At 59.9% G+C, this 21183-nt stretch carries 25 protein-coding genes and 1 pseudogene; 19 read left to right on the plus strand and 7 right to left on the minus strand.

Translation table 11 applies throughout. From position 1 onward, the window contains the following. Nucleotides 1–6 precede the first annotated feature (6 nt). Nucleotides 7–819, minus strand: a complete 813-nt coding sequence (locus tag JFT81_RS04070) for a carbon-nitrogen hydrolase family protein (protein ID WP_201226217.1) — start codon at nt 817–819, stop codon at nt 7–9. Between the two features lie 160 nt (nt 820–979). Further along, nucleotides 980–2163 (minus strand): IS3 family transposase gene (locus JFT81_RS04075; protein WP_207199783.1). Its coding sequence is split into 2 segments (ribosomal slippage): nt 980–1899 and nt 1899–2163, totalling 1185 coding nucleotides; the frame shifts between segments, so codons are not numbered across the junction. A 207-nt stretch (nt 2164–2370) separates the two neighbouring features. Here JFT81_RS04075 and JFT81_RS04080 point away from each other — a divergent pair. The 3 genes from JFT81_RS04080 to JFT81_RS04090 are packed head-to-tail and all read left to right on the plus strand — an operon-like array spanning nt 2371 to nt 4147. Next, entirely contained in the window at nt 2371–2832 is a 462-nt protein-coding gene (locus JFT81_RS04080; RefSeq protein ID WP_201226218.1) for a hypothetical protein, read from the plus strand. A gap of 47 nt (nt 2833–2879) precedes the next feature. After that, nucleotides 2880–3620: a hypothetical protein gene (locus JFT81_RS04085; RefSeq protein WP_201226219.1), complete on the plus strand. Its 741-nt coding sequence runs from the start codon at nt 2880–2882 to the stop codon at nt 3618–3620. Between the two features lie 50 nt (nt 3621–3670). Next, entirely contained in the window at nt 3671–4147 is a 477-nt protein-coding gene (locus JFT81_RS04090) for a thiol-disulfide oxidoreductase DCC family protein (RefSeq protein ID WP_201226220.1), read from the plus strand. On the opposite strand, the gene JFT81_RS04095 is transcribed toward JFT81_RS04090, so the two are convergent. The 5 genes from JFT81_RS04095 to JFT81_RS04115 all read right to left on the minus strand — a co-directional run bounded on the left by JFT81_RS04095 (nt 4131) and on the right by JFT81_RS04115 (nt 9263). Continuing rightward, nucleotides 4131–4622 carry a DUF2269 domain-containing protein gene (locus tag JFT81_RS04095; RefSeq protein ID WP_201226221.1) on the minus strand — a complete coding sequence of 164 codons (492 nt, stop codon included), beginning with the start codon at nt 4620–4622 and terminating at the stop codon, nt 4131–4133. The two genes, JFT81_RS04090 and JFT81_RS04095, sit on opposite strands and share 17 nt — an antisense overlap. Before the next feature lie 2 nt (nt 4623–4624). Then, the gene (locus JFT81_RS04100) at nt 4625–5752 is read right to left on the minus strand and encodes a saccharopine dehydrogenase (RefSeq protein ID WP_201226222.1); all 1128 of its coding nucleotides are present in this window, start codon (nt 5750–5752) and stop codon (nt 4625–4627) included. A gap of 895 nt (nt 5753–6647) precedes the next feature. After that, entirely contained in the window at nt 6648–6956 is a 309-nt protein-coding gene (locus tag JFT81_RS04105; RefSeq protein WP_201204327.1) for a putative quinol monooxygenase, read from the minus strand. Between the two features lie 62 nt (nt 6957–7018). After that, entirely contained in the window at nt 7019–8203 is a 1185-nt protein-coding gene (locus JFT81_RS04110) for an L-dopachrome tautomerase-related protein (RefSeq protein WP_201226223.1), read from the minus strand. A 52-nt stretch (nt 8204–8255) separates the two neighbouring features. Beyond that, nucleotides 8256–9263 carry a zinc-binding alcohol dehydrogenase family protein gene (locus JFT81_RS04115; RefSeq protein ID WP_201226224.1) on the minus strand — a complete coding sequence of 336 codons (1008 nt, stop codon included), beginning with the start codon at nt 9261–9263 and terminating at the stop codon, nt 8256–8258. Nucleotides 9264–9373: 110 nt separating this feature from the next. Here JFT81_RS04115 and JFT81_RS04120 point away from each other — a divergent pair, with 110 nt between their 5' ends. The 16 genes and pseudogenes from JFT81_RS04120 to JFT81_RS04195 all read left to right on the plus strand — a co-directional run bounded on the left by JFT81_RS04120 (nt 9374) and on the right by JFT81_RS04195 (nt 21180). Then, nucleotides 9374–10264, plus strand: a complete 891-nt coding sequence (locus JFT81_RS04120; protein WP_201226225.1) for a LysR family transcriptional regulator — start codon at nt 9374–9376, stop codon at nt 10262–10264. A 238-nt stretch (nt 10265–10502) separates the two neighbouring features. Continuing rightward, complete coding sequence (locus JFT81_RS04125; RefSeq protein ID WP_201204332.1) at nt 10503–10703, plus strand: PLD nuclease N-terminal domain-containing protein; 201 nt, start codon at nt 10503–10505, stop codon at nt 10701–10703. A 66-nt stretch (nt 10704–10769) separates the two neighbouring features. Continuing rightward, nucleotides 10770–11846, plus strand: coding sequence for an FAD-binding oxidoreductase (locus JFT81_RS04130; RefSeq protein ID WP_201226226.1), 1077 nt, complete (start codon nt 10770–10772; stop codon nt 11844–11846). A gap of 37 nt (nt 11847–11883) precedes the next feature. Then, nucleotides 11884–11958, plus strand: a pseudogene (locus JFT81_RS29570) (AAA family ATPase); the annotation flags it as partial. Between the two features lie 183 nt (nt 11959–12141). Then, entirely contained in the window at nt 12142–12468 is a 327-nt protein-coding gene (locus tag JFT81_RS04140; RefSeq protein WP_201226228.1) for an isochorismate lyase, read from the plus strand. 15 nt (nt 12469–12483) lie between these two features. After that, nucleotides 12484–12768 (plus strand): hypothetical protein, encoded by a 285-nt coding sequence (locus JFT81_RS04145; RefSeq protein WP_242485553.1) that lies wholly within the window; start codon nt 12484–12486, stop codon nt 12766–12768. Between the two features lie 63 nt (nt 12769–12831). Then, a complete protein-coding gene (locus JFT81_RS04150; protein WP_201226229.1) occupies nt 12832–13317 on the plus strand; it encodes a GNAT family N-acetyltransferase in 486 nt (161 codons plus the stop codon). 193 nt (nt 13318–13510) lie between these two features. Beyond that, nucleotides 13511–14419: an alpha/beta hydrolase gene (locus JFT81_RS04155; protein WP_201226230.1), complete on the plus strand. Its 909-nt coding sequence runs from the start codon at nt 13511–13513 to the stop codon at nt 14417–14419. Nucleotides 14420–14486: 67 nt separating this feature from the next. Further along, on the plus strand, nt 14487–14810 hold the full coding sequence (locus tag JFT81_RS04160) for a gamma-glutamylcyclotransferase family protein (protein WP_201226231.1): 324 nt from the start codon (nt 14487–14489) through the stop codon (nt 14808–14810). Nucleotides 14811–14915: 105 nt separating this feature from the next. Continuing rightward, a complete protein-coding gene (locus JFT81_RS04165; RefSeq protein WP_201226232.1) occupies nt 14916–15110 on the plus strand; it encodes a hypothetical protein in 195 nt (64 codons plus the stop codon). Beyond that, a complete protein-coding gene (locus JFT81_RS04170) occupies nt 15107–15433 on the plus strand; it encodes a phosphotyrosine protein phosphatase (RefSeq protein WP_201226233.1) in 327 nt (108 codons plus the stop codon). Before JFT81_RS04165 ends, JFT81_RS04170 begins: the two co-directional genes overlap by 4 nt. A gap of 54 nt (nt 15434–15487) precedes the next feature. After that, nucleotides 15488–15646 (plus strand): DUF2986 domain-containing protein, encoded by a 159-nt coding sequence (locus tag JFT81_RS04175; RefSeq protein ID WP_201226234.1) that lies wholly within the window; start codon nt 15488–15490, stop codon nt 15644–15646. A gap of 286 nt (nt 15647–15932) precedes the next feature. Next, entirely contained in the window at nt 15933–16949 is a 1017-nt protein-coding gene (locus JFT81_RS04180) for an ABC transporter substrate-binding protein (protein ID WP_207199815.1), read from the plus strand. Between the two features lie 13 nt (nt 16950–16962). Further along, nucleotides 16963–17580 carry a glutathione S-transferase C-terminal domain-containing protein gene (locus JFT81_RS04185; RefSeq protein ID WP_201226235.1) on the plus strand — a complete coding sequence of 206 codons (618 nt, stop codon included), beginning with the start codon at nt 16963–16965 and terminating at the stop codon, nt 17578–17580. A 42-nt stretch (nt 17581–17622) separates the two neighbouring features. After that, a complete protein-coding gene (locus JFT81_RS04190; RefSeq protein WP_201226236.1) occupies nt 17623–18696 on the plus strand; it encodes an AraC family transcriptional regulator in 1074 nt (357 codons plus the stop codon). A 129-nt stretch (nt 18697–18825) separates the two neighbouring features. After that, on the plus strand, nt 18826–21180 hold the full coding sequence (locus JFT81_RS04195; RefSeq protein ID WP_201226237.1) for a TonB-dependent receptor: 2355 nt from the start codon (nt 18826–18828) through the stop codon (nt 21178–21180). Nucleotides 21181–21183: the final 3 nt, after the last annotated feature.

The following is a 21183-nucleotide window of genomic DNA, read 5'->3' on the forward strand; positions in this document are numbered from 1 at the left end:
CAGCGCTCAGGGGATCAACAGTTCGCGGCGACCGTCCGGGTGTTCAGTGACCGCAGCGGCCAGCTTCAGGCGCTTTTCTGCGCGGTAGTCATAGAGCGCGCGGGACGGTGCGATCTGCGTGAGGTCCAGGTCCAGCACGTGCCGGCATTCTTGCGCGCCGGCTTCAAACAGGCGTCTGCCGAACGGGTCGACGACGGTGCTACCGCCCGCGAACACTTCGCCAACGCCTTCGCCCACGCGATTGACCATGGCTGCAAACACCTGGTTTTCCTGGGCACGGGCGGCGACGGCGGTGTGGTGCAGATGGCCGTAGGGTTCCATGTTGCCGTCGGTGATCAGGATCAACTGCGCGCCGAGCGCCGCCAGTGCGCAGGCGCTTTCAGGGAACTCGATGTCGTAGCAGATCAACAGACCGATGCGCACTCCGCGCCATTGCACAGTGGTAAAACGGTCGCCGGGCAACACCAGGCCAGGCTCGCCAACCCACAAGTGAGTCTTGCGATAACTGAGCGCAACGCCCTCGGGCGTGATCAACAATGTGGTGTTGTAGAAGCGTTCTCCGTCACGTTCGATCAACCCGACGACCACCGCGACGTCGCGCTCGCGCGCCGCTGCGCAAATCGTCTGGACACTCGCGCCGTCCACCGCTTCGGCGCGTTGGGCAATGTTGTCGTGGTCGAGAAAACCGGTGATGAACGACTCGGGGAACATCACGATATCGCTGCCCGGTGCGCTGTCGGCGATCGCCCGCAGAATGCGCTCCAGGTTGTAAGCGGTATCGCCATCGCGCGCCGCCATTTGTACGAGTTCTAATCTCATCGTCAGACCTTCAGGTGAATAACGCCGTGTCCGACCAGTATGCGGATCGTGGCAAAACTTCCTATCACTCAGAGTGAGTACCCCCAAAGGGTTAGTCCCCCGATCTCCCCTCCCCCTGTAGGAGCTGACGAGTGCAACGAGGCTGCGATCTTTGCAGTGGTCAACTAATTCCGGACACCTCGATAGGTGGTTTTGACGCCATCGCCCGCTCATAGACGGTCGGTGGCAGATATCCCAGTTTCGAGTGAAGCCGTTCGTTGTTGTAATACCCAACGATGTACTCGGTGATGTCGCGGATCGCTTCGGTATGATTGGCGTAGTCACGTCGCCATACCCGCTCCATTTTCAAGCTCAGGAAGAAGCGTTCCATCACCGCATTGTCCCAGCAATTACCTTTACGGCTCATGCTCTGCTGCATGTCGTTTCTTGCCAGTAACTCTCTGTAAGTTGCACTCGCGTATTGGCTGCCACGATCCGAGTGGGCAATCAGGCCTGGCGGCGGTTGGCGCTGTGCGATGGCCAGTTGCATCGCAGTGCACACCAGCTCTGCCGGCATGTTCGGAGCCATCGACCAGCCCACGATCTTGCGTGAAAACAAGTCCAACACCACGGCCAGATACAGCCAGCCACTGCGGGTGCGGATGTAGGTGATGTCTGCCACCCAAGCCTTGTTTGGCGCTGCCGGATCAAATTTTCGGCTCAGTACATTTTCGGCAATCGGCAGATCATGATTGCTATCGGTCGTGTGCACAAACTTGCGCTTCCAAGCCGAACGTAGCCCATTGGTACGCATTAAACGGCGGATTTTATACAGCCCAACAGACAGGCCTTTGCCGCGCAAAGCGTCGCGCAAGGGCCGGCTGCCGTAGCAGCCACCACTCTCGGCAAAAGACGCCTTGAGTTGCAAAACGACAGGACAACTCTGCCGGACGGGCGCATCAGCACGCTTTTGCGACTCATAGAAGCCCGAGCGACTGATGCTCAGTAACCGACAGACATGTGTCACTGAGTAGGCCTTCTGTTGCAGCTGCCGAACCAGTCGATACCTTACTTCAGCTCGCGGGCAAAGAAGGCCGTAGCCTTTTTTAAGATGTCGTTATCCATCTTGAGCTGGCGATTTTCCTGTTCCAATTGCCGGATGCGCTGTTGCTCTGCCGTCAATGGCTTGCCGATTCCGGCCTGCCCCAATTGCTCTGCCTCGTACTGTTGAACCCAGCGTCGAACGGCTGTCTCACCAATGTTCAGATCTTGGCAAACCTGCGTAACGGTTAGCCCCTGATCCTTGATCATCTTCACGACTTGCAGCTTGAAGCTGTCGTCGAATGCCCTGCGTTTTTTGGTCATGAATAACTCCTCGATAGATGTATTTTCCACCTATCGGGGTGTCCGGGGAAATTAGACCACTGCACTTTTGCCACCCAACATCAAAAGATCGCAGCGTTCCGCAGCTCCTACATAGGTGCGTGTGTGGGGGCTTATGATCTGTTCCCCCTTTGCCTGTCGACCCGGAAGCTGCACAATTGGCGACTTTTCGCGACAGGATGTCTTTTGATGCAACGGATTGTCAGTGCCCGCCATCTCGGTCGAGGCAAATCCATCCTCGCGGCGTTGCTGTTCTGCGTCACCTCGTGGGGTGCGTTGTGGATGGCGTCGCAATGGTGGGAAAAAGCCCTGGCTGAGCCTTCGTATGAACCGAAGTTCAGTCCCAACGGCTGCTATTGGCTCCAGGAATTCAGACCGTACTGGATATTGCCCGGCTTTTTTCATTCCAACACTCACCCCGACGATACGGTGTCTGAGACTTGGCCTGGCTCTTGGGAATCTCCGGCTTTCTTCCGTTTGTACGATCGCCGCACTTACAAAGTATTGGGCGAAAGCAACATCTACGATCTGGTGAGTGTGGGTGGTCCGGTGAGTTGGGATTACGACGGAGGCCCTTCCGCTTATGTCGGCATGATCCGAATTGAATCCGATTCGCCAGGCTGCGTCGCTAAAAAAACCGACTCACACTGAGCACACCTTCTACATTGCCACGCCAACACCACAAAGGACTGTATCGAATGAGCGAAAACCAAACCCTCGACTACACCCAAATCCCCGAAGGCCTGCTGCCGTTCCCCAACGTCGATGACGTGTTTGTCGCTGATCAACCGGAGCTGGCGCACCATCTGCACGCCCTGTTCAGCATTGACCTGAGCAAGGTCAATGCGCAGTGGTCGGGCATGGCGCACATGCTCAGTCCGCTGGAACCCTACGAGTCTTTTGTCGGCGAACTGACCGAGTGGGATGGTTATCACGGCGACCTGCTGAAAACCAACTGGATCGGCTTTCAGATCGAGCAAGGGCGCTATCGCCTGTGCGGTGATCCGCGCTACTTCTTCCTGCACGAAGGCAACGCCGATCTGGCCGATCCGCATCCCGGCGCCAGAGCGGATCTGCAGCAACATTACGCCGAACAGCAAAGCGCGTTCGCCGCCGCATCCGAAGGTTTCAAACGCAGCGGCAGACTGGCGCGCATGGATTGGGATAGCAGCAGTCCCATCGAGTTTGTGCAGCAGTTGGGGGGTGAAGTGGATGGCCGGGCGAACTGGGTGGAATCGGTCGAGTTCCCGATGGACATCGTCGAAATCGACGCTGACGAGGGCGACACGAATGTCTATCCGCTAAGCCCGACCGGCAACCGTTTTTACCACGTCGCCAGCGTGCCCGGCTGGCACTACCGCTCCGCAGGTGCCGACCTGATCGTGATGTTTTACGAGCCTGTCGAAGGGTTGGTGTTGTTCACCTTCGACTACAGTTGAAGACGGTCGGTTATGATCGCGAATAACCCGCCTCACCTGGACCCACACTGATGCCCGCTTCGCAGACCCGACCTACCGCTGCACCATTGCTTAAACCGGGCGAGACCGTCGTGCTGTTCGATGGCGTGTGCAAACTGTGCAATGGCTGGGCGCGGTTTCTGATCCGGCATGACCGCCAGCGACGCGTGCGCCTGGCGGCCGTTCAGTCGCCCGAGGGCCAGGCGCTGCTGGCGTGGGCCGGTTTGCCGGTGGATCAGTTCGACACCATGGCGGTGATCCGCGACCGGCATTACTGGGAACGTTCGGATGCGTTTTTCGAAGTCATCGGCCAGTTGCCTGGCCGCTGGCAACCCATCCGGTGGCTGCGTATCGTGCCGCGCACGCTGCGTGATTGGGCTTACGACCGGGTGGCGCGCAATCGCTATCGATTGTTCGGTAAATACGACACCTGCCTCTTGCCGCATCCTGATCATGAGCAGCGTTTCTTGAAAATGGCCGCCCCTTCCAGCGTTACCCCAGCAGGCTGAGCCACTGCGCTGGCGTCAGCTTCGTCACCATCATCAGCACAATCACAAACATCCCGACAAAACCGACAACACCCATCCAGAACCATTTCCGGTACACGGAGTGGAAGTCTTCATCAAGCACGCCCCCTGCCACTTGCGCATTCGACGCCATCACGTACAGGCGCTTTTGCAGCACCAATACCGGCAACCAAAGTAAGCCCACGCTGAAAAAGATGATCAGCGAAATCAGCACCCATTCGGTACTCATGGGCAGTCCCGAGACTCTCAGCAACAGGTAACCGGTGATGATCTGCGCAAAGCCTGCCGGCGTGGTAATCCACGTATCGAAGCGCACAACCATGCGCGCTACATGCGCGATCACTTGCGGGTTGGCCGTGCGGCTGGCGGCGATCAGGTAGAGGAAAGAGCCCATGCCAAAGCCGAACAGAAAAATCGCCGCGATGACGTGCAGGTACTTCAGGCACAGATAGAGCATGTTCAGCGTTGCCCGTCAGAAAATTGCACGGACAGGCTGAGGTTGTCCGGGTCGTTGATGGCCGCCATGTATTCATCGACGGTGATTTCGCCCACGCAGGGTCGCGCGCCAGCCTGTGGCACATACCCTTTAGCCATTTTCGCGGCCAGGGCGACGGCAGCGCAGCTGGGAATTTCCGGGCCCTTGTCATTCAGGGCCGTGAGTTGCACGGTCATCGACAACGGTTTCGCATCAACGCCAATGCCTCGCACGTCGATGTACATCGCGCTTTTGCCATCGCCGAAACGTTCGAAGCGCGTGCCCACGCGGTGCAGTCGTGCGGCCCACAGAACATGGTCGCGCACCAGGCCAAACCGCCGAGCCTGAGCCAGCAGATAGTTGGCAACACCGCCCAGTTTCAGACCCGCGCCAGCCTTAAAGCTCAGGGTGTGCGCACCGTAGCGGCCGGCGAATATATCCATGTCCGGCACATCGACGTTAGCCAGCAAGCGCGTGCCCATCTGCGGCATCTTGCGCAGGGTCAGATCCTGCCAACCCAGCACCTCATGCACCTTGCCGTTCTTCAGTTGCCTGATCGGTTTGCCCGCGTAGGCAAGCACGCCTTCGATCGTCGACAGGCCGGGCATTTTTGCCGATGAAGAAATGCCATGCTCGATCGAATCAATGCGCAAGAAGCGATGACGCTGCTGATCGATGATCGCGGACGACAGCGTCGGCACTGAACTGCACCCGCTGAGGATCGCCACGCCCGCCTGTCTCGCCTTAGCATCGAGCACGCCAATGCCATTGACGAACGTGCGGCAGTCAGCCAGATCGCAGTAGTTCACGCCGGCTGCAATGCAGTTCTCGGCCACCGCAAAGGATTGCCCCTGAAACGGGCCGCCGGTATGGATGACCAACTGGATCTTCAGCGAGATCAACGCGGATTTGAACTCGGCACCCATGGCGTCGCCACACCAGCCTTCGGCGACTGTACCTGCGTGGCTGTTCAGCTCATCGACCTTGCGCTGCAACTTGAACCGATCGCGCCCCGAGAGCAACAGCTCCACACCCGGCATGACCGCCAGATGCCTGCACACGATGCTGCCAAAATTTCCGTAGCCACCGACGACCATCACCCTGAACGGCATGCAATTCTTCCCTAACAATTCGATCACACGGGCGTGAAGGATATAGGGCTAAACGTCGGCGAGCTATCACAGGCAAAAACCGCTCTGGATTGCGGTGACTAACACCAAGCCCTCCACTGGCAGCATTGACGGCTACAAAACGCACCGACAACCAGCGCCCACACCGTGTTACGCCCACCCCAATCTGTAGGAGCAAGGCTTGCCCGCGAAAACGGCAGCACATCCAACATCACCTCAACAGGCACAACGCCTTCGCGAGCAAGCTCAGCTCCTACACTGTTTGCCGCCCCCCCAATCTGTAGGAGCAAGGCTTGCCCGCGAAAACGGCAGCACATCCGAAATCACCTCAACAGGCACAACGCCTTCGCGAGCAAGCTCAGCTCCTACACTGTCTGCCGCCCCCCCACCAATCGGTAGGAGCAAGGCTTGCCCGCGAAGAAGGCAGCACATCCGAAATCACCTCGGCAGGCACAACGCCTTCGCGAGCAAGCTCAGCTCCTACACTGTTTGCGGCCCCCCACCAATCTGTAGGAGCAAGGCTTGCCCGCGAAAACGGCGGCACATCCAACATCACCTCAACAGGCACAACGCCTTCGCGAGCAAGCTCACCTCCTACACTGTTTGCCGCCCCCCCAATCTGTAGGAGCAAGGCTTGCCCGCGAAAACGGCAGTACATCCAACATCACCTCAACAGGCACAACGCCTTCGCGAGCAAGCTCAGCTCCTACATTGTTTGGCGGCGCTCCCCAATCTGTAGGAGCAAGGCTTGCCCGCGAACACGGCGGCACATCCAACATCACCTCAACAGGCACAACGCCTTCGCGAGCAAGCTCAGCTCCTACATTGTTTGGCGGCGCATCCAGGATCACCCTGACAGGTTGCACGGAGGACTGAATCAGTTGGAGACTTGCTCAAGGAATATCAGTTGCAGCGGCGTTTCCAGCAGGTCATCTGCCGTGGCCGCAAAGTGCTGGAAGTACGGCATGGCGAAATGCGCATCCAGTGCCGCTTGGTCTTTGAAAGCCTCGCGCATGTAGAACGTGCCACGCTGGTCGCGCAGCTCAAACAACACATAGTCGAGATTGCCCGGCTCTGTGCGCGTCGGCTCAACCAGCGCCAGCAGTCCCTCTTGCAATGCCTGTTCCTGGCCTGGTTTGGCCTTTAGTACCGCAATTGACACCAATGTTTCTGTGGACTTGCTCATGCTCAATACTCCCGGAATCGCGAATCTGAAGTGAAACGCCAAGGTTCAATGCTGCTGATCAATCAGCGGGTCGGCGCCGGCGCCGCGTAGATTTTCAGACGCAGCAGGCTGTAAGGTTTTTGCCGCTGATCCTGCCCCGAGCGGAATGCCGCCTGCCGGTGCAATTGGTTGGCAATGAAATACAGATAGCCATCCGGGCCGATGGACAAGGTGTCAGGCCACAGCAAGCGCGGGTCATGCACCAGCGTTTGCCACTGGCCATCCGGCAATCGCTTGCGGATCGCGTTGTGCTCGTAATCACCGGCGTAGATCGCGCCGTCGGCGTCGGCCTCCAGACCATCGGATGCACCTTTCTCGCCCAGATCCTGCACGGCCGCCGCCAGTTGTTGCTCGCTGAAGTTGGCATCGCGTAAAAGTGCGGTGGAAACCGAGTACAGATGTCGACTCGACAACGGCGTGAAGTACAGCGTCTTGCCGTCCGCCGACAGGGCGATACCGTCCGAGGCCACACCCAGCGGTTTACGCTGGCCGTTCGCAGCCTCGACCGTGACCGGCAAACCTTCGACCACCGGTACAAATGTCGGGTCAACCGAGGTCGCCGGCACTCCGCTCAAACGGCGCATCGCATGGCCGCTGGCGATGTCCATGACGATGATCGCGCCGGGGCCGCGCAATGAAGAATCGGTGAGATAGACCGTGCCTTGCGCGCCAGTACGAAAGTCGAAACGCATGTCGTTAACGTAGGTGCTGGGCAACATGACGTTGTCCGGGAACACCAGGCGTTTGACGACTTTGTTGGTAGCCAGATCCACCGCCAGCAGTTTCGCGCCTTTGGGTTTCGGATCTGCAAAGCCCGGCGCTGCCGTGTCGAGCAACCAGACACGGCCCCGACCATCGGCCACCACGCTTTGCACGCTGATCAGGCCATCGCTCGGGTCGCTTGGATTCTCCTGGTTGATCGCCGCGTTCGGATAGGCCACGACCTTGCCAGCGCGGATCTCGCCCACGGTGAACGGCACGTTGTCGCCCCAACGCGGGAAGTTGACGAAGATCCGCCCCGTCTCGGTGACCGTCACGCCGGTGGGCATTGCATCGTAGAACGCATGCACCTGTTCGAGCTTGCCGAAAGAACGGTCGGCCGGGGCATCAGCCGGCAAGGCGACAGCGTTGATTGCATGAGCGAACGGCACCGTGAATGTGACGGCCGAGACAATCGCCATGACTGCGGGAAGGGTTTTCATACGCATGAGCAGCTCCTGACAGGCCCGCCAGCAGGCCCGTCTGAATGAATGAGTGAAGTCAGAAACCTTCGAGAACGATCTTGCCTCGGGCCTTGCCGCTTTCGACCAACGCATGGGCACGGCGCATGTTCGCCGCGTTGATCGCGCCGAAATGTTCGCCCACGGTGGTGTGCAAAATGCCTTGGTCAATCAGCGCTCTGACGCGATCGAGCAGGTGATGCTGATTGATCATGTCCTCGGTTTCGTACAGCGAACGGGTGAACATCAATTCCCAATGCAAAGACAGCGATTTGCGCTTGAGCGGCATCACATCGAGGCTGTCGGGATCGTCGATCACACCCAAACGCCCCTGTGGTCGAAGCACATCGATCAATTGCGAAAAGTGCTGCGAGGTGTGCGTCAGGCTGGCGACATAATCAACCTCGGTCACGCCCAGTGCTTGCAACTGAGCGAGCATGGGCTGGCTGTGATCGATGACGTGATGCGCACCCAACTGCCGAACCCAGTCAGCAGTTTCCTTGCGCGAGGCGGTACCGATCACGGTAAGCCGGGTCAACTGGCGGGCCAGTTGCACCAGCATCGAACCGACGCCGCCCGCCGCGCCGGTGATCAACAGGCACTTGCCCTGCCCCGAGCCTTCGGCGATACCGAGGCGCTCGAAGAGCAATTCCCAAGCGGTAATCGAGGTCAACGGCAACGCCGCCGCATCGGCTGCACTCAACGAGCGTGGTTTGTGCCCGACGATTCGCTCATCCACCAAATGGAATTCGCTGTAACTGCCGGAACGCGCAATCGAGCCCGCATAGAACACTTCATCGCCCGGCTGAAACAGTGTCACTTCACTACCGACCTCGCGAACAATGCCGGCCGCATCCCAGCCAAGGATTTTTGGTTCCTTGGTGAAAGTGCCGGCGCGGACTTTGGTGTCGACCGGATTGACCGAAACCGCGCGCACTTCCACCAGCAGATCCCTCGGGCCAGGCGTGGGCACTGGCAGATCGGTGTCGATCAATGCTTGCGGATCATCAATGGGCAAAGCGTGTTGCGTAAAGGTGATGGCTTTCATGGAAACTCGCTGTCTGAAGAGTTGACGTGCTCACTTGCCGCCATCTTCGACTTCCCATGCACAAAGAAAAACCAGCAGAATGCGCCAACACTTTCACTGCAGGAGTGAAAATGATCCGCATCGATGATCTAGGTTTGTTCACCCGCAGCGCCGCGCTCGGCAGCTTCACCGCAGCCGCCCTTGAGGCCGACTTGTTGCCCGGCCAGGTCGCCGCCGCTATCAAGCGTCTGGAGCGCGAACTGGACGTGCGCCTGTTCGCGCGCACCACGCGCAGCCTGCGCTTGACCGCCGAGGGCGAGCAATACTTGCCCACCGCCCACTCGGTGCTGGAGGCGCTGAAGCAAGGCAGGGACAACCTGCGCGGTGAAAACGCCACGTTGCGCGGCGTGTTGCAAGTGACGGCACCGTCAGATCTGGGGCGCAATATTCTGCTGCCGTGGCTGACCCAGTTTCGTCGCCAGCATCCGCTACTGACCTTGCGTTTCGTTCTGTCGGACCAGATGGTCGACCTGTTTCGCGACCCGGTGGACGTGGCCATTCGATACGGCGCGAACGAGGATGCCAACTACGTTGCGTTGCCGCTAGCGCCGTGGAATCGCCGCGTGCTGGTCGCCTCGCCGGACTATGTACAGCGTCACGGCCAGCCGCAAACACCGGACGATTTGCGCAATCACCCTTGCCTGCTCTATCTGCAGAGCGGCCGGGTTTACGATAAATGGAGCCTTGGCGGCGCGACGATCCAGGTCTCGGGGCCGCTGTTCAGCGACGACGCCGATGTTGTGCGGCGCTGGGCCCTGGACGGCGAAGGCATCGCCAACAAATCATGGCTGGATGTCAGTACGGACGTGACTGCGGGACGACTGATCGTGCTGCTCAAGGATTATCCCGGCGAGGCCTCGCCGTTGAGTCTGGTGTGCCCGCATCGCAAGCAGATTACCCCAGCGGTGTCTCAGCTCTATGCGTGGTTGAGTGCTCAGTTTGCCGCGCTGGAGCGAATCTGAAATCGCAATATCAAGCTCCCCTCAAAACGTTATCTGTTGCCCCGTGATCTGCGGCTGTCACAACTGCACGCCGTGCACGGAAACCGCATGTTCGGCATCCCTTCAGACAACTGCCGTCGGCGCTCGCCAGCCGTCAAGTGGCGCAGGATCAGGCCAGACCATTCAAGGTCCTGCACAAAAAGAAATGAACCCACCGCACTACACGCCACCTAACGCATAGACCATCAGGAGGTAGCCAATGCATATCGAAACCGTGTGGATCGTACTGGCGGCAGTTCTTCTGCTTATCGAGCTCTGGGCCATCAATCGGGTGCGTAAGAGCGAGGGGAAATCCAGCAACAAAGGCGTGTGGATTGTGCTGATCGTGTTTGTACCATTGTTCGGCCTTATTGCGTGGGCATTGGCGGGACCCAAGCACGTCAGTCATGGGCCTGCCTGATATTGCCGAGCACCACTACTTCCGGTTGTAGTACCGTCATCGGTCGACAATACGGAGGTGGCGGGTATGGGCAAGGGAGCAAACAAACACGTCGTGGTCATTGGCGCCGGCATTGTCGGCGCCTCGCTGGCGTATCACTTGGCGGCGAAAGGTGCGCAGGTTACGGTGATCGAGGCTGGAGAGGTGGCGAGCGGCGTGACCGGGCGTTCGTTTGCATGGATCAACGCCACCCACCCCGGGCCCGATCCGATCGCGCAGTTGCGCGGTACGGCCATAGAGGCCTACCAACGCCTTGAAACAGCGCTGTCGGCGCTGCAAATCCGCTGGACGGGCGCGCTGTCCTATTCCGAAGAAGTTATGCAGGCCTGCGCTCAGTCGCTTTCGGCTTCGCTATTGTCGCGCGCCGAGATTCAACGCCTTGAGCCGAACCTCAAACATCCTCCCCAGCAAGCTTTTTACAAAGCCGAAGAAGGATCGTTGGACGCGGTAAAGGCAACCCATGTGCTGATCAGCGCCGCTCAGGCACTTGGCGCGAAATTACTGACGCAGACAACGGTGTCGGGGTTCACAACGCACAACTCCAATGTGACCGGCGTCGAGACCGCTGCCGGCTGCATCGCCGCCGATACGGTGATTCTCGCGGCGGGCACCGGCACCCGCCCTCTGGCGGCAATGCTCAACATCAGCCTGCCGCTTGCAGAGTCCCCGGCGATATTCATCCGCTACAAGGCTCGGGCTAACCTGGTGAACGGCATCATCTCCAGCCCTGCCATGGAAGTACGCCAAGGCGCCGATGGAACATTGCTGGCCGCAGAAGACTACTTGAGCGATGCGCCCGAGCATCAGCCGATGGCCATCGCCCGGCAAACCGCCAAAGCCATTCAGAGCGAACTTCGCGCAGCCTCCACCATGGAACCGGAAACCGCGTGCATCGGGCTCAGGCCCATGCCTGAAGACGGCGTGCCCATCGTCGGTTATCTGCCCGGCATCGGTGGCGTCTACGTGTGCGTCATGCATCCCGGCGTCACGCTGGCGGCGACGGTGGGTCGTCTGGTTAGCGAAGAGATCGTCGGCGGGACGCTCGCTGCGGCGCTGGTGCCGTGCAGTCCGCAACGATTCCTGGAAAAATCGACAAGTGTTTGATTTACACTTGCGCACGTTTTCAGCAAGGGATTTGCACATGCAGCGCATCGTGATTCTGGGCAACTCGGGCATTGGAAAATCCACCCTCGCCCGAGCCATTGGCCAACGCCTGGATCCGCCCCGGCATCGAGGCCATGCGCCGGACCATCAGCCCGCAGATCCCGGTAATTCACCTGCGCACGGCGCGGCAGATTTCAGCGTTTCTGGAAGGCCTTTCAATGGGGCCGCAAGCCGCTGTCAGGCCGCCGCTGGCCAGCTGAAAAACCTGTCCACCCATAACTAAAAGAGCATGCACATGGACGTCTTCAAGCAATTACAGCCCGCCGACTGCGCGGACATGCAGGACATTCGCCGCGAAATCGATCGTCTTGATCAGGCCGTAATCGAGTTGCTGGGCCAGCGTTTTCAGTACGTGCTGGCGGCCTCGAAATTCAAGACCTCGGCGACGTCGGTGCGCGCGCCTGATCGCTTCAAGGCCATGCTGGCGACCCGTCGCGAATGGGCCGAAGCCGAGGGCCTGAACCCGGATGCCATCGAGAAAATGTACAGTGATCTGGTCAACCATTTCATTGCTGAAGAAATGAAACATTGGGCGGCGCTTCAATCGGCCTCCCCTGAGTAGACCGAGCACTCAACGATGAAAATCTACTGCCCAATGTTCTGGTCCCTGGATCAAGGCATTGACTACAGCGCGCCGATTATCCACCTCGCGGACATTGTGCCGCGCGCAGGTCAAACGACCTTTGCGTACTTTGATCGCAGCGACACGCTGCACATCGGTGAAACCCTGCAGCTCATCTGGTGCCCGCCCGTCTCGGACTTGAATGGCTGGAGTGAACAACCGCGTACCTCGCGACGGCCGATTAAATTCGAAATGGAAGTCTTCTCATGCTCGAACGCAACAAACTGGTTCCGGAACTGATGGTCAGCGACCTGCATGGTAGCCTGGCATGGCTCTACCCCAACCCAAGGAGACTTATCCAGCATGGATGAAGCTATTACGTACCGAATCGCCACGGCGCAAGATGCCCTGACCATGTGTGAGTTGGGCCAACTGCTCAACTCGGTACACCACGACGCCCGCCCCGACATCTACGCGGCCGCCACCGAAGACTATTCACGTGACTTGCCGCACTGGTCCGGTATTTTCGAGAAGCCGGGTCAGGTGGCGTTTATCGCCACCGTTGACGGTCAGGCCGCTGCGTTCATTACCGCCAACCTGTCGGCCAGCTCCGGGCCGCTGATGCAGCCGCAGAATGTCGTGCGGATTGGTTCGGTGTGCGTCGCCGAGCCGTATTGGGGCAAAGGCCTTGGCCGCGGGCTGATACAACGCGTCAAGGACTGGGCCATCGAGCATGACGCTCAGGATTTGCGACTGACCGTCTGGCCGTTCAACGAACGCGCCATACGGATTTACGCGGAGTTCGGCTTCGAGCACCGCGCCATCGAGATGGGCCTGCGCTTGTCATGACCCGCAGGCTTTGGAGATGGGTCTTCCGGCGCAGGCCTCCGAGCAGCCCTAACCAAGCCATTAATCTGGCGCACAAGGCCGCGATGAAGGAGGAGAACGCACGGCCGATAAAGACGTGTGAATCTGATCGCGCTGTCGGACTTTGCGGATACGTCTACGCTCACTCCACCGCCCCCCGCCTGGAGCCATCGACGTGACGCGCCCGCTGCTGACCGCTCTTTCCTTGCTCGCCCTGAGCCTGCCGGCCCATGCCGACGTGACGCCCTTCCCCGCGACCTTTCACACCCAGGAGATCAAGGCCGACGGGGCGACGATGCATGTGCGTGTCGGCGGCAAAGGTCCGGCGGTGGTGCTGTTGCATGGCTTCGGCGATACCGGCGACATGTGGGCGCCGCTGGCGGCGGATCTGGCGCGTGATCACACGGTGGTGGTGCCCGACCTGCGCGGCATGGGGTTGTCGTCGATCCCGCAAGACGGTTACGACAAGAAGACTCAGGCGGCGGACATTCGCGCCGTCCTGGCCGCACTGAAGATCGAACACTCGGTGGTCATCGGCCATGACATCGGCACCATGGTCGCCTTCGCCTATGCCGCGCGCTATCCGCAACTCACCGATCGGCTGGTGGTGATGGATGCGCCTGTTCCCGGCATCACCCCGTGGAACGACATCGTTCGCTCGCCGATGCTCTGGCACTTCGATTTCGGCGGCGCGGATATGGAGCGTCTGGTGGCCGGACGCGAGCGGATCTACCTCGACCGCTTCTGGAACGAGTTCGCCGGCACCCCCGCCAAGGTCGACGAAGGCACGCGCAAGCACTACGCTAAACTCTACGCCCGGCCCGGTGCCATGCATGCAGCGTTCGCGCAATTCCGCAGCATTCGCCAGGACGCCATCGACAACGCGCCAGTGCTGCAGCATAAATTGAGCATGCCGGTGCTGGCCGTCGGTGGTGAAAAGTCCTTCGGCAACAACGAAGCGATCGTGATGCGCAACGCTGCGGACAATGTCACGGAGGTGGTGATTCCAGCGGCGGGACACTGGTTGATGGAGGAAGCACCGATGCCGACGATCAAAGCCGTTCGAGACTTTATCTCGATGTGAGGATTTGCCGTTGCCTCGTCCCGCGCCATGCGTCAGGATTCCGCTCTTTTGATCGGAAGGAGCGAACGTGGAACGTCTATTCGTTTATGGAACCCTGGGCCCAGGGCGCCCGAATGAACATGTCATGCTGAATATTGGCGGTACGTGGCAACCGGCCTCGCTCAAGGGTCGCCTGACTCAGGCGGGCTGGGGCGCAGAAATGGGTTTTCCGGGACTGGTCATTGCGGATGATGGCGACGTTATCGACGGCTTCGTATTTTCATCGGAAAACTTCCCCGCCCACTGGGTCGACCTCGACGCGTTTGAAGGGGCTGAGTACCAGCGGGTTCTAACCCCGGTGACATTGGCGGACGGTGCGGTCATTGACGCTTATGTGTATGCGCTTCGCTAGGCAATAATCGGTCTCGCCGCCTAGCCACTGCGCCGATTCACGCTTACCATAGCCACAACTCGTATTACCGCGGCTGCTGAACCCGGTACTCACGAGGACATGACCATGGAAAGAACCCGCGCCTGGCGACGTCAACAGGCCCGAAAAAACGGCAATGGCAAAGCGGCCGATCCGCTGAAGTTCAAGCCGCAAAAGAACTGGAAGCTGATGTACACCCGTGGCGACAAGCTGATCAGGGCACGCCAACTCGGTATGAGCTATCCCATTCGCTCCACTCGCCAATTGTTGGATCAAGCGTGACCAATCTCCTGTTCGTCTGCAGCCGCAACCAGTGGCGTAGCCCCACGGCAGAAGCCATCTGGCGCCGCCGTGACGGCTTCAATGTCCGCTCGGCAGGCACAAGCCCGAACGCACGCAAACCGATCGGCCCGGCGGATATTCGCTGGGCCGATTTGATCTTTGTCATGGAACGCAAACACCTCAATCGCCTGCACGCCGAATACGCCCGCCTGCTTGAGCACAAACGGATCTACTCGCTGGATATCTCCGACGATTATCAGTTCATGGATCCGGAGCTGGTGGACATACTGGAAGATGCCGTGAAGCCCTACCTCAACGCGTAAGCTTCAGGCGCAAATCGCTGCCTTCATTCAAGATTTTCAAACCGAGCAGAACACATGAATCGTCAAAAAAAGCTAAAGCAGTTGTTCAAGGAAAAGGCCAAAAAGGCCAGCGCCAAACTGGCACCGAAAAAACCTAAATACATCAGCAAGGCTGACCGGGCGAAACTGGCTGCTGAAGAAACGCCCGAGTCGCAGGATTCTGTGCAGAGCTGATCACCCCTGCCGTCATAGAGTGCTCCAGCGCTTTACCATTCACGGTGCCCTCTAAAGCCTCTGCCAATCCCGCATAATTTTTATGCCTGCAAAGCATTGCACGCGCAGGCGTTGCCCACCGCTCATATTCCGCAATCGAATAAACCACATATTTTTAAGTATTTTATTTCCCTGACCACACGTCGCTATATCTGCGCCTTCGATCCGGCACCTCGCTGGAATTTGCAGGAGCATCCGCGTGATTCGAACGACGTCATTAAGCAGAATCTCTCTCTCCACAGCCGCGCTGTCCCTCGCTGCCCTGTTGGTCAGCGGTGCCGTCATGGCCGATCCGGTCAACGAAATCCGTATCGCCGTGCCGGACATCAGCGCCGGCCCGACGCCCAGCGGCGCCGGGATTGTCGATGTGCTGCGCGATCGCCAGGCACTGGAAAAAGAGTTTGAGAAAGACGGCATCAAGATCCGCTGGGACTTCTTCAAAGGGGCGGGCCCGGCGATCAACGAAGCACTGGCCAACAATCAGGAAGACTTCGCTTACCTCGGCGACTTGCCGGCGATCATTGGTAAGGCCGGTGGCCTCGACACCCGTTTGCTCAGCGCGACCGCGCGTGACGTCAAACTCTATCTCGCGGTGCAACCGGGCTCAGGCATCACCACACTCGAAGCACTGAAAGGCAAACGCGTGGCGATCTTCCGCGGGACTGCCACGCAGCTTTCGTTCGCCTCAGCGCTGGCACATCAGGGTTTGAAAGAGAGCGACTACAAAGTGGTCAACCTCGATTACAACGCCGCCAACGCGGCACTGGCCGCCAAGCAGATTGACGCCACGTGGTCCGGCGCCGGGGTGATTGCGCTGAAGGCGCGCGGCCTCGCGGAGCTGCCGCTGACCACCGTCGACCTTGATGGCGCCGGCAGTATGCAAGCGGTGCTGTTGGGACGTGGCGCTTTCGTCGATGCGCACCCGGAACTGGTCGCGCGACTGATCAAGGCGCAGCAACCGGCAATCACTTGGTTGCGCAACGACGACCACAAACAGGACTACATCAACCTCGTTTCCAAACTCGCCAGCTTTCCGGCGGACATCCTGACCACCGATGCCAAAGACCAATCGCTGGTGAAGATTTTCGCCCCGCAACTCGACGCACCGTTCCTCGACAACTTGCAGCGCAGCGTCGATCTGGCGCTCAGCGCGAAGCTGATTCGCAAGGGGTTCGACGTGAAGAGCTGGGCCGAACCGAAATTCATCGAGGCCGCGCTGCAGCAGACCGACAGCGCTTCGCAAACCCCACAAGCCAGCCGCTAAACAAGGACTCTCCATGACCACCCTGTTCATTTTTCCCGGTGCCTGCTCGTTCGCGGCCCATGTCGTGATTCACGAGTTGCAACTGCCGATCAAGGTCGAGCGCGTGACCCTCGGCGACCCGAACTCGCCGTATCGCCAGATCAACCCGACCGGTCGCGTGCCGGCGCTGTTGCTGGATAATCAGACGCTGCTCACCGAGAACACCGCGATCCTGCCGTACCTCGCCGATCTCAAACCCGGCAAAGAATTGTTCGCACCGGCAGGATCGGTCGAGCGCGCGCAGATTCAAGGCTGGCTCGGTTACGTCGCGACCGAAGTACACGTCGGCGCGTTTCGCCCGATCAATCGGCCCGAGCGTTACAGCGCTGACGAAGCGGCATTCCCGGGCATTCGCCAGCGAGCGCTGGAACAACTGACCAACGCACTGAAGCCGATCGAAGCACGACTGGCGCAGACCGAGTATCTGGTCGGCGATCGTTTCACCGTGGCTGACGCCTACCTCGGCGTGTTCCTTGGCTGGAGCGCCCGTGTCGGTGTACTCGACGATTTCCCTGCGCTGCAAGCTGCACTTGGTCGCTTCCGCGCCCGTGAATCGGTGGTGCAGACATTGGCCGCCGAAAGCCTCGCCTGAGTCACCCCGAGGACGGATAACCGCGCACGCCGGAGAATCACCATGCCAAGCACCGATACCATCGCCACCTGGGCCCAGGTCATCGCCCGCACGCTGGAAGCACAGGGCATCGACGCCGCCCCGCTGCTGCACGAGGCCGGTATCAGTCGTTGTCATCTGCATGATCCCGACCAGCGCATCGCACTCACGGCCATGAGTGCGTTCTGGCGCGCGGCGCGGCGCATCAGTGATGACGAATGCTTTGGCCTGCAAGTGGCGCAGTACAGTTATCCGACGGACTTTCATGGGTTGTTCTTTGCCGCGCAAAGTAGCGCGACGGTAATCGAAGCGTTGCAGCGCGGCGTCCGGTACGCCGCAGTGATCACCACGTCGGCGGCGATGAGTCTGGTACGTGGCCCGCACACCACGCGCATGGTCTACGGCGTGGCTGTCGGCGCCGAGGTGGAGCAGATCGCCACCGAAGCGTCGATTGCCTGCGCGGTGCGCTTCACCCGGCAAACCTGGGTGGATCTGCCCATCGTGCACGGCGTGCGATTGGCGCGCCCTGCTCCGCAAGATCCACAGCGCTGGACGCGTTTGCTCGGTTGCCCGATCCGCTTCGACGCTGGCGAAAACGCCATCGAATACAGCAACCGCTGGCTGGATGCGCCGCTGACCACGGCCAATCACGCCGTGGCCCAGGGACTGGACGGCGTACTCAACGATTACCTGCAACGGCAACGACGCTTGAACCTGCCGGAGCGGGTTCGCGGGTCGATTATCCGTGACCTGCCACTGGGCGAAGTTCAGCAAAGTCGTGTCGCCGATGACCTCGGCATGAGCGTGCGCAACCTGCATCGGCACTTGCTCAAACACGACACCAGCTTCAAGGCCTTGCTCGACGATTGCCGCCGGCAACTGGCGTTCAGTTACCTGCGCCAGACCGACTGCTCGATCAACGAAATCTGTTATCGACTGGGTTTCAATGAGCCGAGCAGTTTCAATCGCGCGTTCCGTCGCTGGACCGGCGAAAGTCCCGGCAAATGGCGCCGTGACGATGTGCCGTTGCAGCCTGAACGCTACGTGCCTCGGCCCGCTGTTTTAGCGGCCGAGCGAGCGCTGTCAATCGCGGTTTGAATCACTTGTCTGCGACGGACTACAGGTTGTCCGCGCAGGCCCCTTTTCCCTTCATCACACGCTCTAGCATGGCACTCCTACCGAGCCCGACCGATAGCGTCGCGCGGCAATAAAAGGAGCTCTGCGTCCATGCTTTTACGTTACTCGGCCACCACGGCCCATCGCCTCAAGCCCTTGAGCTTTTCCTTATGGCTGGCGCTGCCCGGTGTCCTCTGCTCGACCCAGAGCTTCGCCGCTGATGAAAGTGAATCGTCTGCAACGACGTCAGCTCAGGCCGACAACTCGGCGCCCCGGCTCGAACAGGTCACCGTGACCGCGCGCCGTCGCGAGGAACAGTCGCAGGACGTGCCGACGCCGATCACCACCCTCAGCGGCGCCAACCTGGAAAGCCAGCGCATCTACAAGATTCAGGATCTGCAACAGGCCTTGCCCAGCGTCAACGTCGCCTATGTACACGCCCGCGTTTCCAGTTTTGCGGTACGCGGGATCGGCAACAACCCGGCCAGTGATGGCTTGGAAGGCAGTGCCGGGATTTATCTGGATAACGTCTATCTCGGCCGCCCCGGCATGGCCGCTTTCGACATGCTTGATGTCGAGCAACTGGAGCTGTTGCGCGGGCCGCAAGGCACCTTGTTCGGCAAGAACACCACGGCCGGCGTGCTCAACATCACCACCCGTGGCCCGACGTTCACGCCCGAGCGCAGCCTCGAAGTGTCGGGCGGTCAGGATGGCTACTTTCAGGGCAAAGGCACGGTGTCCGGGCCGTTGACCGATACCCTCGCCGCTCGCCTGTCGTTCTATCGCACCCGCGATGACGGCTACCTGAACAATCGCCATGACGACCGCACGCTGCTGGGCGGCGAGCGCGAAGGCCTGCGCGGACAATTGCTGTTCAAACCCAACGATGATTTCAGCCTGCGCTGGATCAACGAATACAACACGGAAAATTCCAGCAGCGGCAGCAGCGTGATTTATGGCGCCGGGCCGTTGTTCTGGCGCCGCGCGGCACTGGTCGGAGCCAATCCACAGGTAGGCGAAAGCAACATCGATGGCCGGCAAAACGTCAGCGTGCACCAGAACGCCAGTTCCGTCGAAGCCAACTGGAACCTCGCCGGCGGCTATACGCTGACCTCGATCAGCGCTTACCGCAGTTGGCACTTCAACCCGGCCAACGACGCTGACCAATTGGAAGTCCCGGTGATCAATGACTTCGGCTACGAAGTCCACGACCGTCAGTTCTCCCAGGAGGTGCGTCTGGCCTCACCCAAAGGCAAATTCTTCGACTACGTGGTCGGCGCCTATGCGTTCAAGCAAGACCTCGGTAATCGCATCTTCACCAATCTCGGGCCGCTGGCGGACCTCAACCTGATTGGCGCCAATCTCAATGCACTCAACAACGTCAACAGCAAGGTCAACGGCAAGATCGACACCGAGAGCTTCGCGCTGTTTGCCCAAGGCACCTGGCACCTGACACAGCGCCTGGATTTCAGCGCCGGCATACGTGGCACCTATGAAGAGAAAGAAGCCAACGTGAAGCGCTTTGCTCCTGTGGGTGGTGGCGCGCCGGTAGTGATACCGGGCGTGGTCGACGGCAACGCCATACGTGCAGGCCAGGTCGGCGCTTATGACACCGGCGATTTGCACCTGTATAACGCGGCGCCGTCGTTTCTGGCCAGTTTGAGTTATCACTTCAGCGATGACGTGCTGGGTTACACGTCGCTGTCGCACGGCGAAAAATCCGGCGGCGTCAACCTTGCGGTCGGCTCGGCGCCAAGCGCTGGCGCCGAGTCGTTATTGGTCGGCCCGGAGCGGGCGAACGATGCAGAGCTGGGCATAAAAAGTCAGCTGTTCGACCAGCGCTTGCAACTCAATGCCAACGTGTTCTGGACCGGCGTGAACGGCTATCAAGCCACCACTTACTACCAGCCGCCCGGCTCATTGACCGGTTACCAGTTGCTGACCAACGCCGGCACCGTGCGCTCGCGCGGCGTCGAGTTCGAAGCGACCACCGTACCGGTCCGCGGCCTGACGTTGAACGTCAACGGCTCGTTCAACGACGTGACCTACCTGTCATTCAAAGACGCGCCCTGCCCCGCAGAAAATCCGGGACAAACCAATTGTGACCTGAGCGGCCAGCGCGTGGCCGGCGCCTCGCGCTGGATCGGTAACGTCAACGGCGAATACAAATGGCCACGCATCGACCGCATCGAACCCTACGCCACCGGCAGTTACGCCTATCGCTCGGCCAGCGAAGGCACGCTCGACAACTCTGACCTGGCGAAGATCGACGGTTACGGCCTCGCCAACTTCTCGCTGGGTGCACGCGTGGACTACGGCGACGGTTTGCTGGACGCCTCGTTGTGGGTCAAAAACGCTTTCGATCGAGAGTATTACCTGGCTGTTGGCAGTGGCTCCAACGGCCTTTACACCGCCTCGCCGGGCCAGCCGCGCACCGCCGGCGTGACCCTGCGTTATGACTTCTGAGGA

This window comes from Pseudomonas sp. TH43 (assembly GCF_016650635.1).
Taxonomy (GTDB): Bacteria; Pseudomonadota; Gammaproteobacteria; order Pseudomonadales; family Pseudomonadaceae; genus Aquipseudomonas.

Excerpts from the sequence above, each read along its gene's own strand:
- JFT81_RS04070 (WP_201226217.1), bottom strand. The coding sequence starts at position 819 with ATGAGATTAGAACTCGTACAAATGGCGGCGCGCGATGGCGATACCGCT.
- JFT81_RS04080 (WP_201226218.1), top strand. The coding sequence starts at position 2,371 with ATGCAACGGATTGTCAGTGCCCGCCATCTCGGTCGAGGCAAATCCATC.
- JFT81_RS04085 (WP_201226219.1), top strand. The coding sequence starts at position 2,880 with ATGAGCGAAAACCAAACCCTCGACTACACCCAAATCCCCGAAGGCCTG.
- JFT81_RS04090 (WP_201226220.1), top strand. The coding sequence starts at position 3,671 with ATGCCCGCTTCGCAGACCCGACCTACCGCTGCACCATTGCTTAAACCG.
- JFT81_RS04095 (WP_201226221.1), bottom strand. The coding sequence starts at position 4,622 with ATGCTCTATCTGTGCCTGAAGTACCTGCACGTCATCGCGGCGATTTTT.
- JFT81_RS04100 (WP_201226222.1), bottom strand. The coding sequence starts at position 5,752 with ATGCCGTTCAGGGTGATGGTCGTCGGTGGCTACGGAAATTTTGGCAGC.
- JFT81_RS04105 (WP_201204327.1), bottom strand. The coding sequence starts at position 6,956 with ATGAGCAAGTCCACAGAAACATTGGTGTCAATTGCGGTACTAAAGGCC.
- JFT81_RS04110 (WP_201226223.1), bottom strand. The coding sequence starts at position 8,203 with ATGCGTATGAAAACCCTTCCCGCAGTCATGGCGATTGTCTCGGCCGTC.
- JFT81_RS04115 (WP_201226224.1), bottom strand. The coding sequence starts at position 9,263 with ATGAAAGCCATCACCTTTACGCAACACGCTTTGCCCATTGATGATCCG.
- JFT81_RS04120 (WP_201226225.1), top strand. The coding sequence starts at position 9,374 with ATGATCCGCATCGATGATCTAGGTTTGTTCACCCGCAGCGCCGCGCTC.
- JFT81_RS04125 (WP_201204332.1), top strand. The coding sequence starts at position 10,503 with ATGCATATCGAAACCGTGTGGATCGTACTGGCGGCAGTTCTTCTGCTT.
- JFT81_RS04130 (WP_201226226.1), top strand. The coding sequence starts at position 10,770 with ATGGGCAAGGGAGCAAACAAACACGTCGTGGTCATTGGCGCCGGCATT.
- JFT81_RS04140 (WP_201226228.1), top strand. The coding sequence starts at position 12,142 with ATGGACGTCTTCAAGCAATTACAGCCCGCCGACTGCGCGGACATGCAG.
- JFT81_RS04145 (WP_242485553.1), top strand. The coding sequence starts at position 12,484 with ATGAAAATCTACTGCCCAATGTTCTGGTCCCTGGATCAAGGCATTGAC.
- JFT81_RS04150 (WP_201226229.1), top strand. The coding sequence starts at position 12,832 with ATGGATGAAGCTATTACGTACCGAATCGCCACGGCGCAAGATGCCCTG.
- JFT81_RS04165 (WP_201226232.1), top strand. The coding sequence starts at position 14,916 with ATGGAAAGAACCCGCGCCTGGCGACGTCAACAGGCCCGAAAAAACGGC.
- JFT81_RS04175 (WP_201226234.1), top strand. The coding sequence starts at position 15,488 with ATGAATCGTCAAAAAAAGCTAAAGCAGTTGTTCAAGGAAAAGGCCAAA.
- JFT81_RS04185 (WP_201226235.1), top strand. The coding sequence starts at position 16,963 with ATGACCACCCTGTTCATTTTTCCCGGTGCCTGCTCGTTCGCGGCCCAT.
- JFT81_RS04190 (WP_201226236.1), top strand. The coding sequence starts at position 17,623 with ATGCCAAGCACCGATACCATCGCCACCTGGGCCCAGGTCATCGCCCGC.
- JFT81_RS04195 (WP_201226237.1), top strand. The coding sequence starts at position 18,826 with ATGCTTTTACGTTACTCGGCCACCACGGCCCATCGCCTCAAGCCCTTG.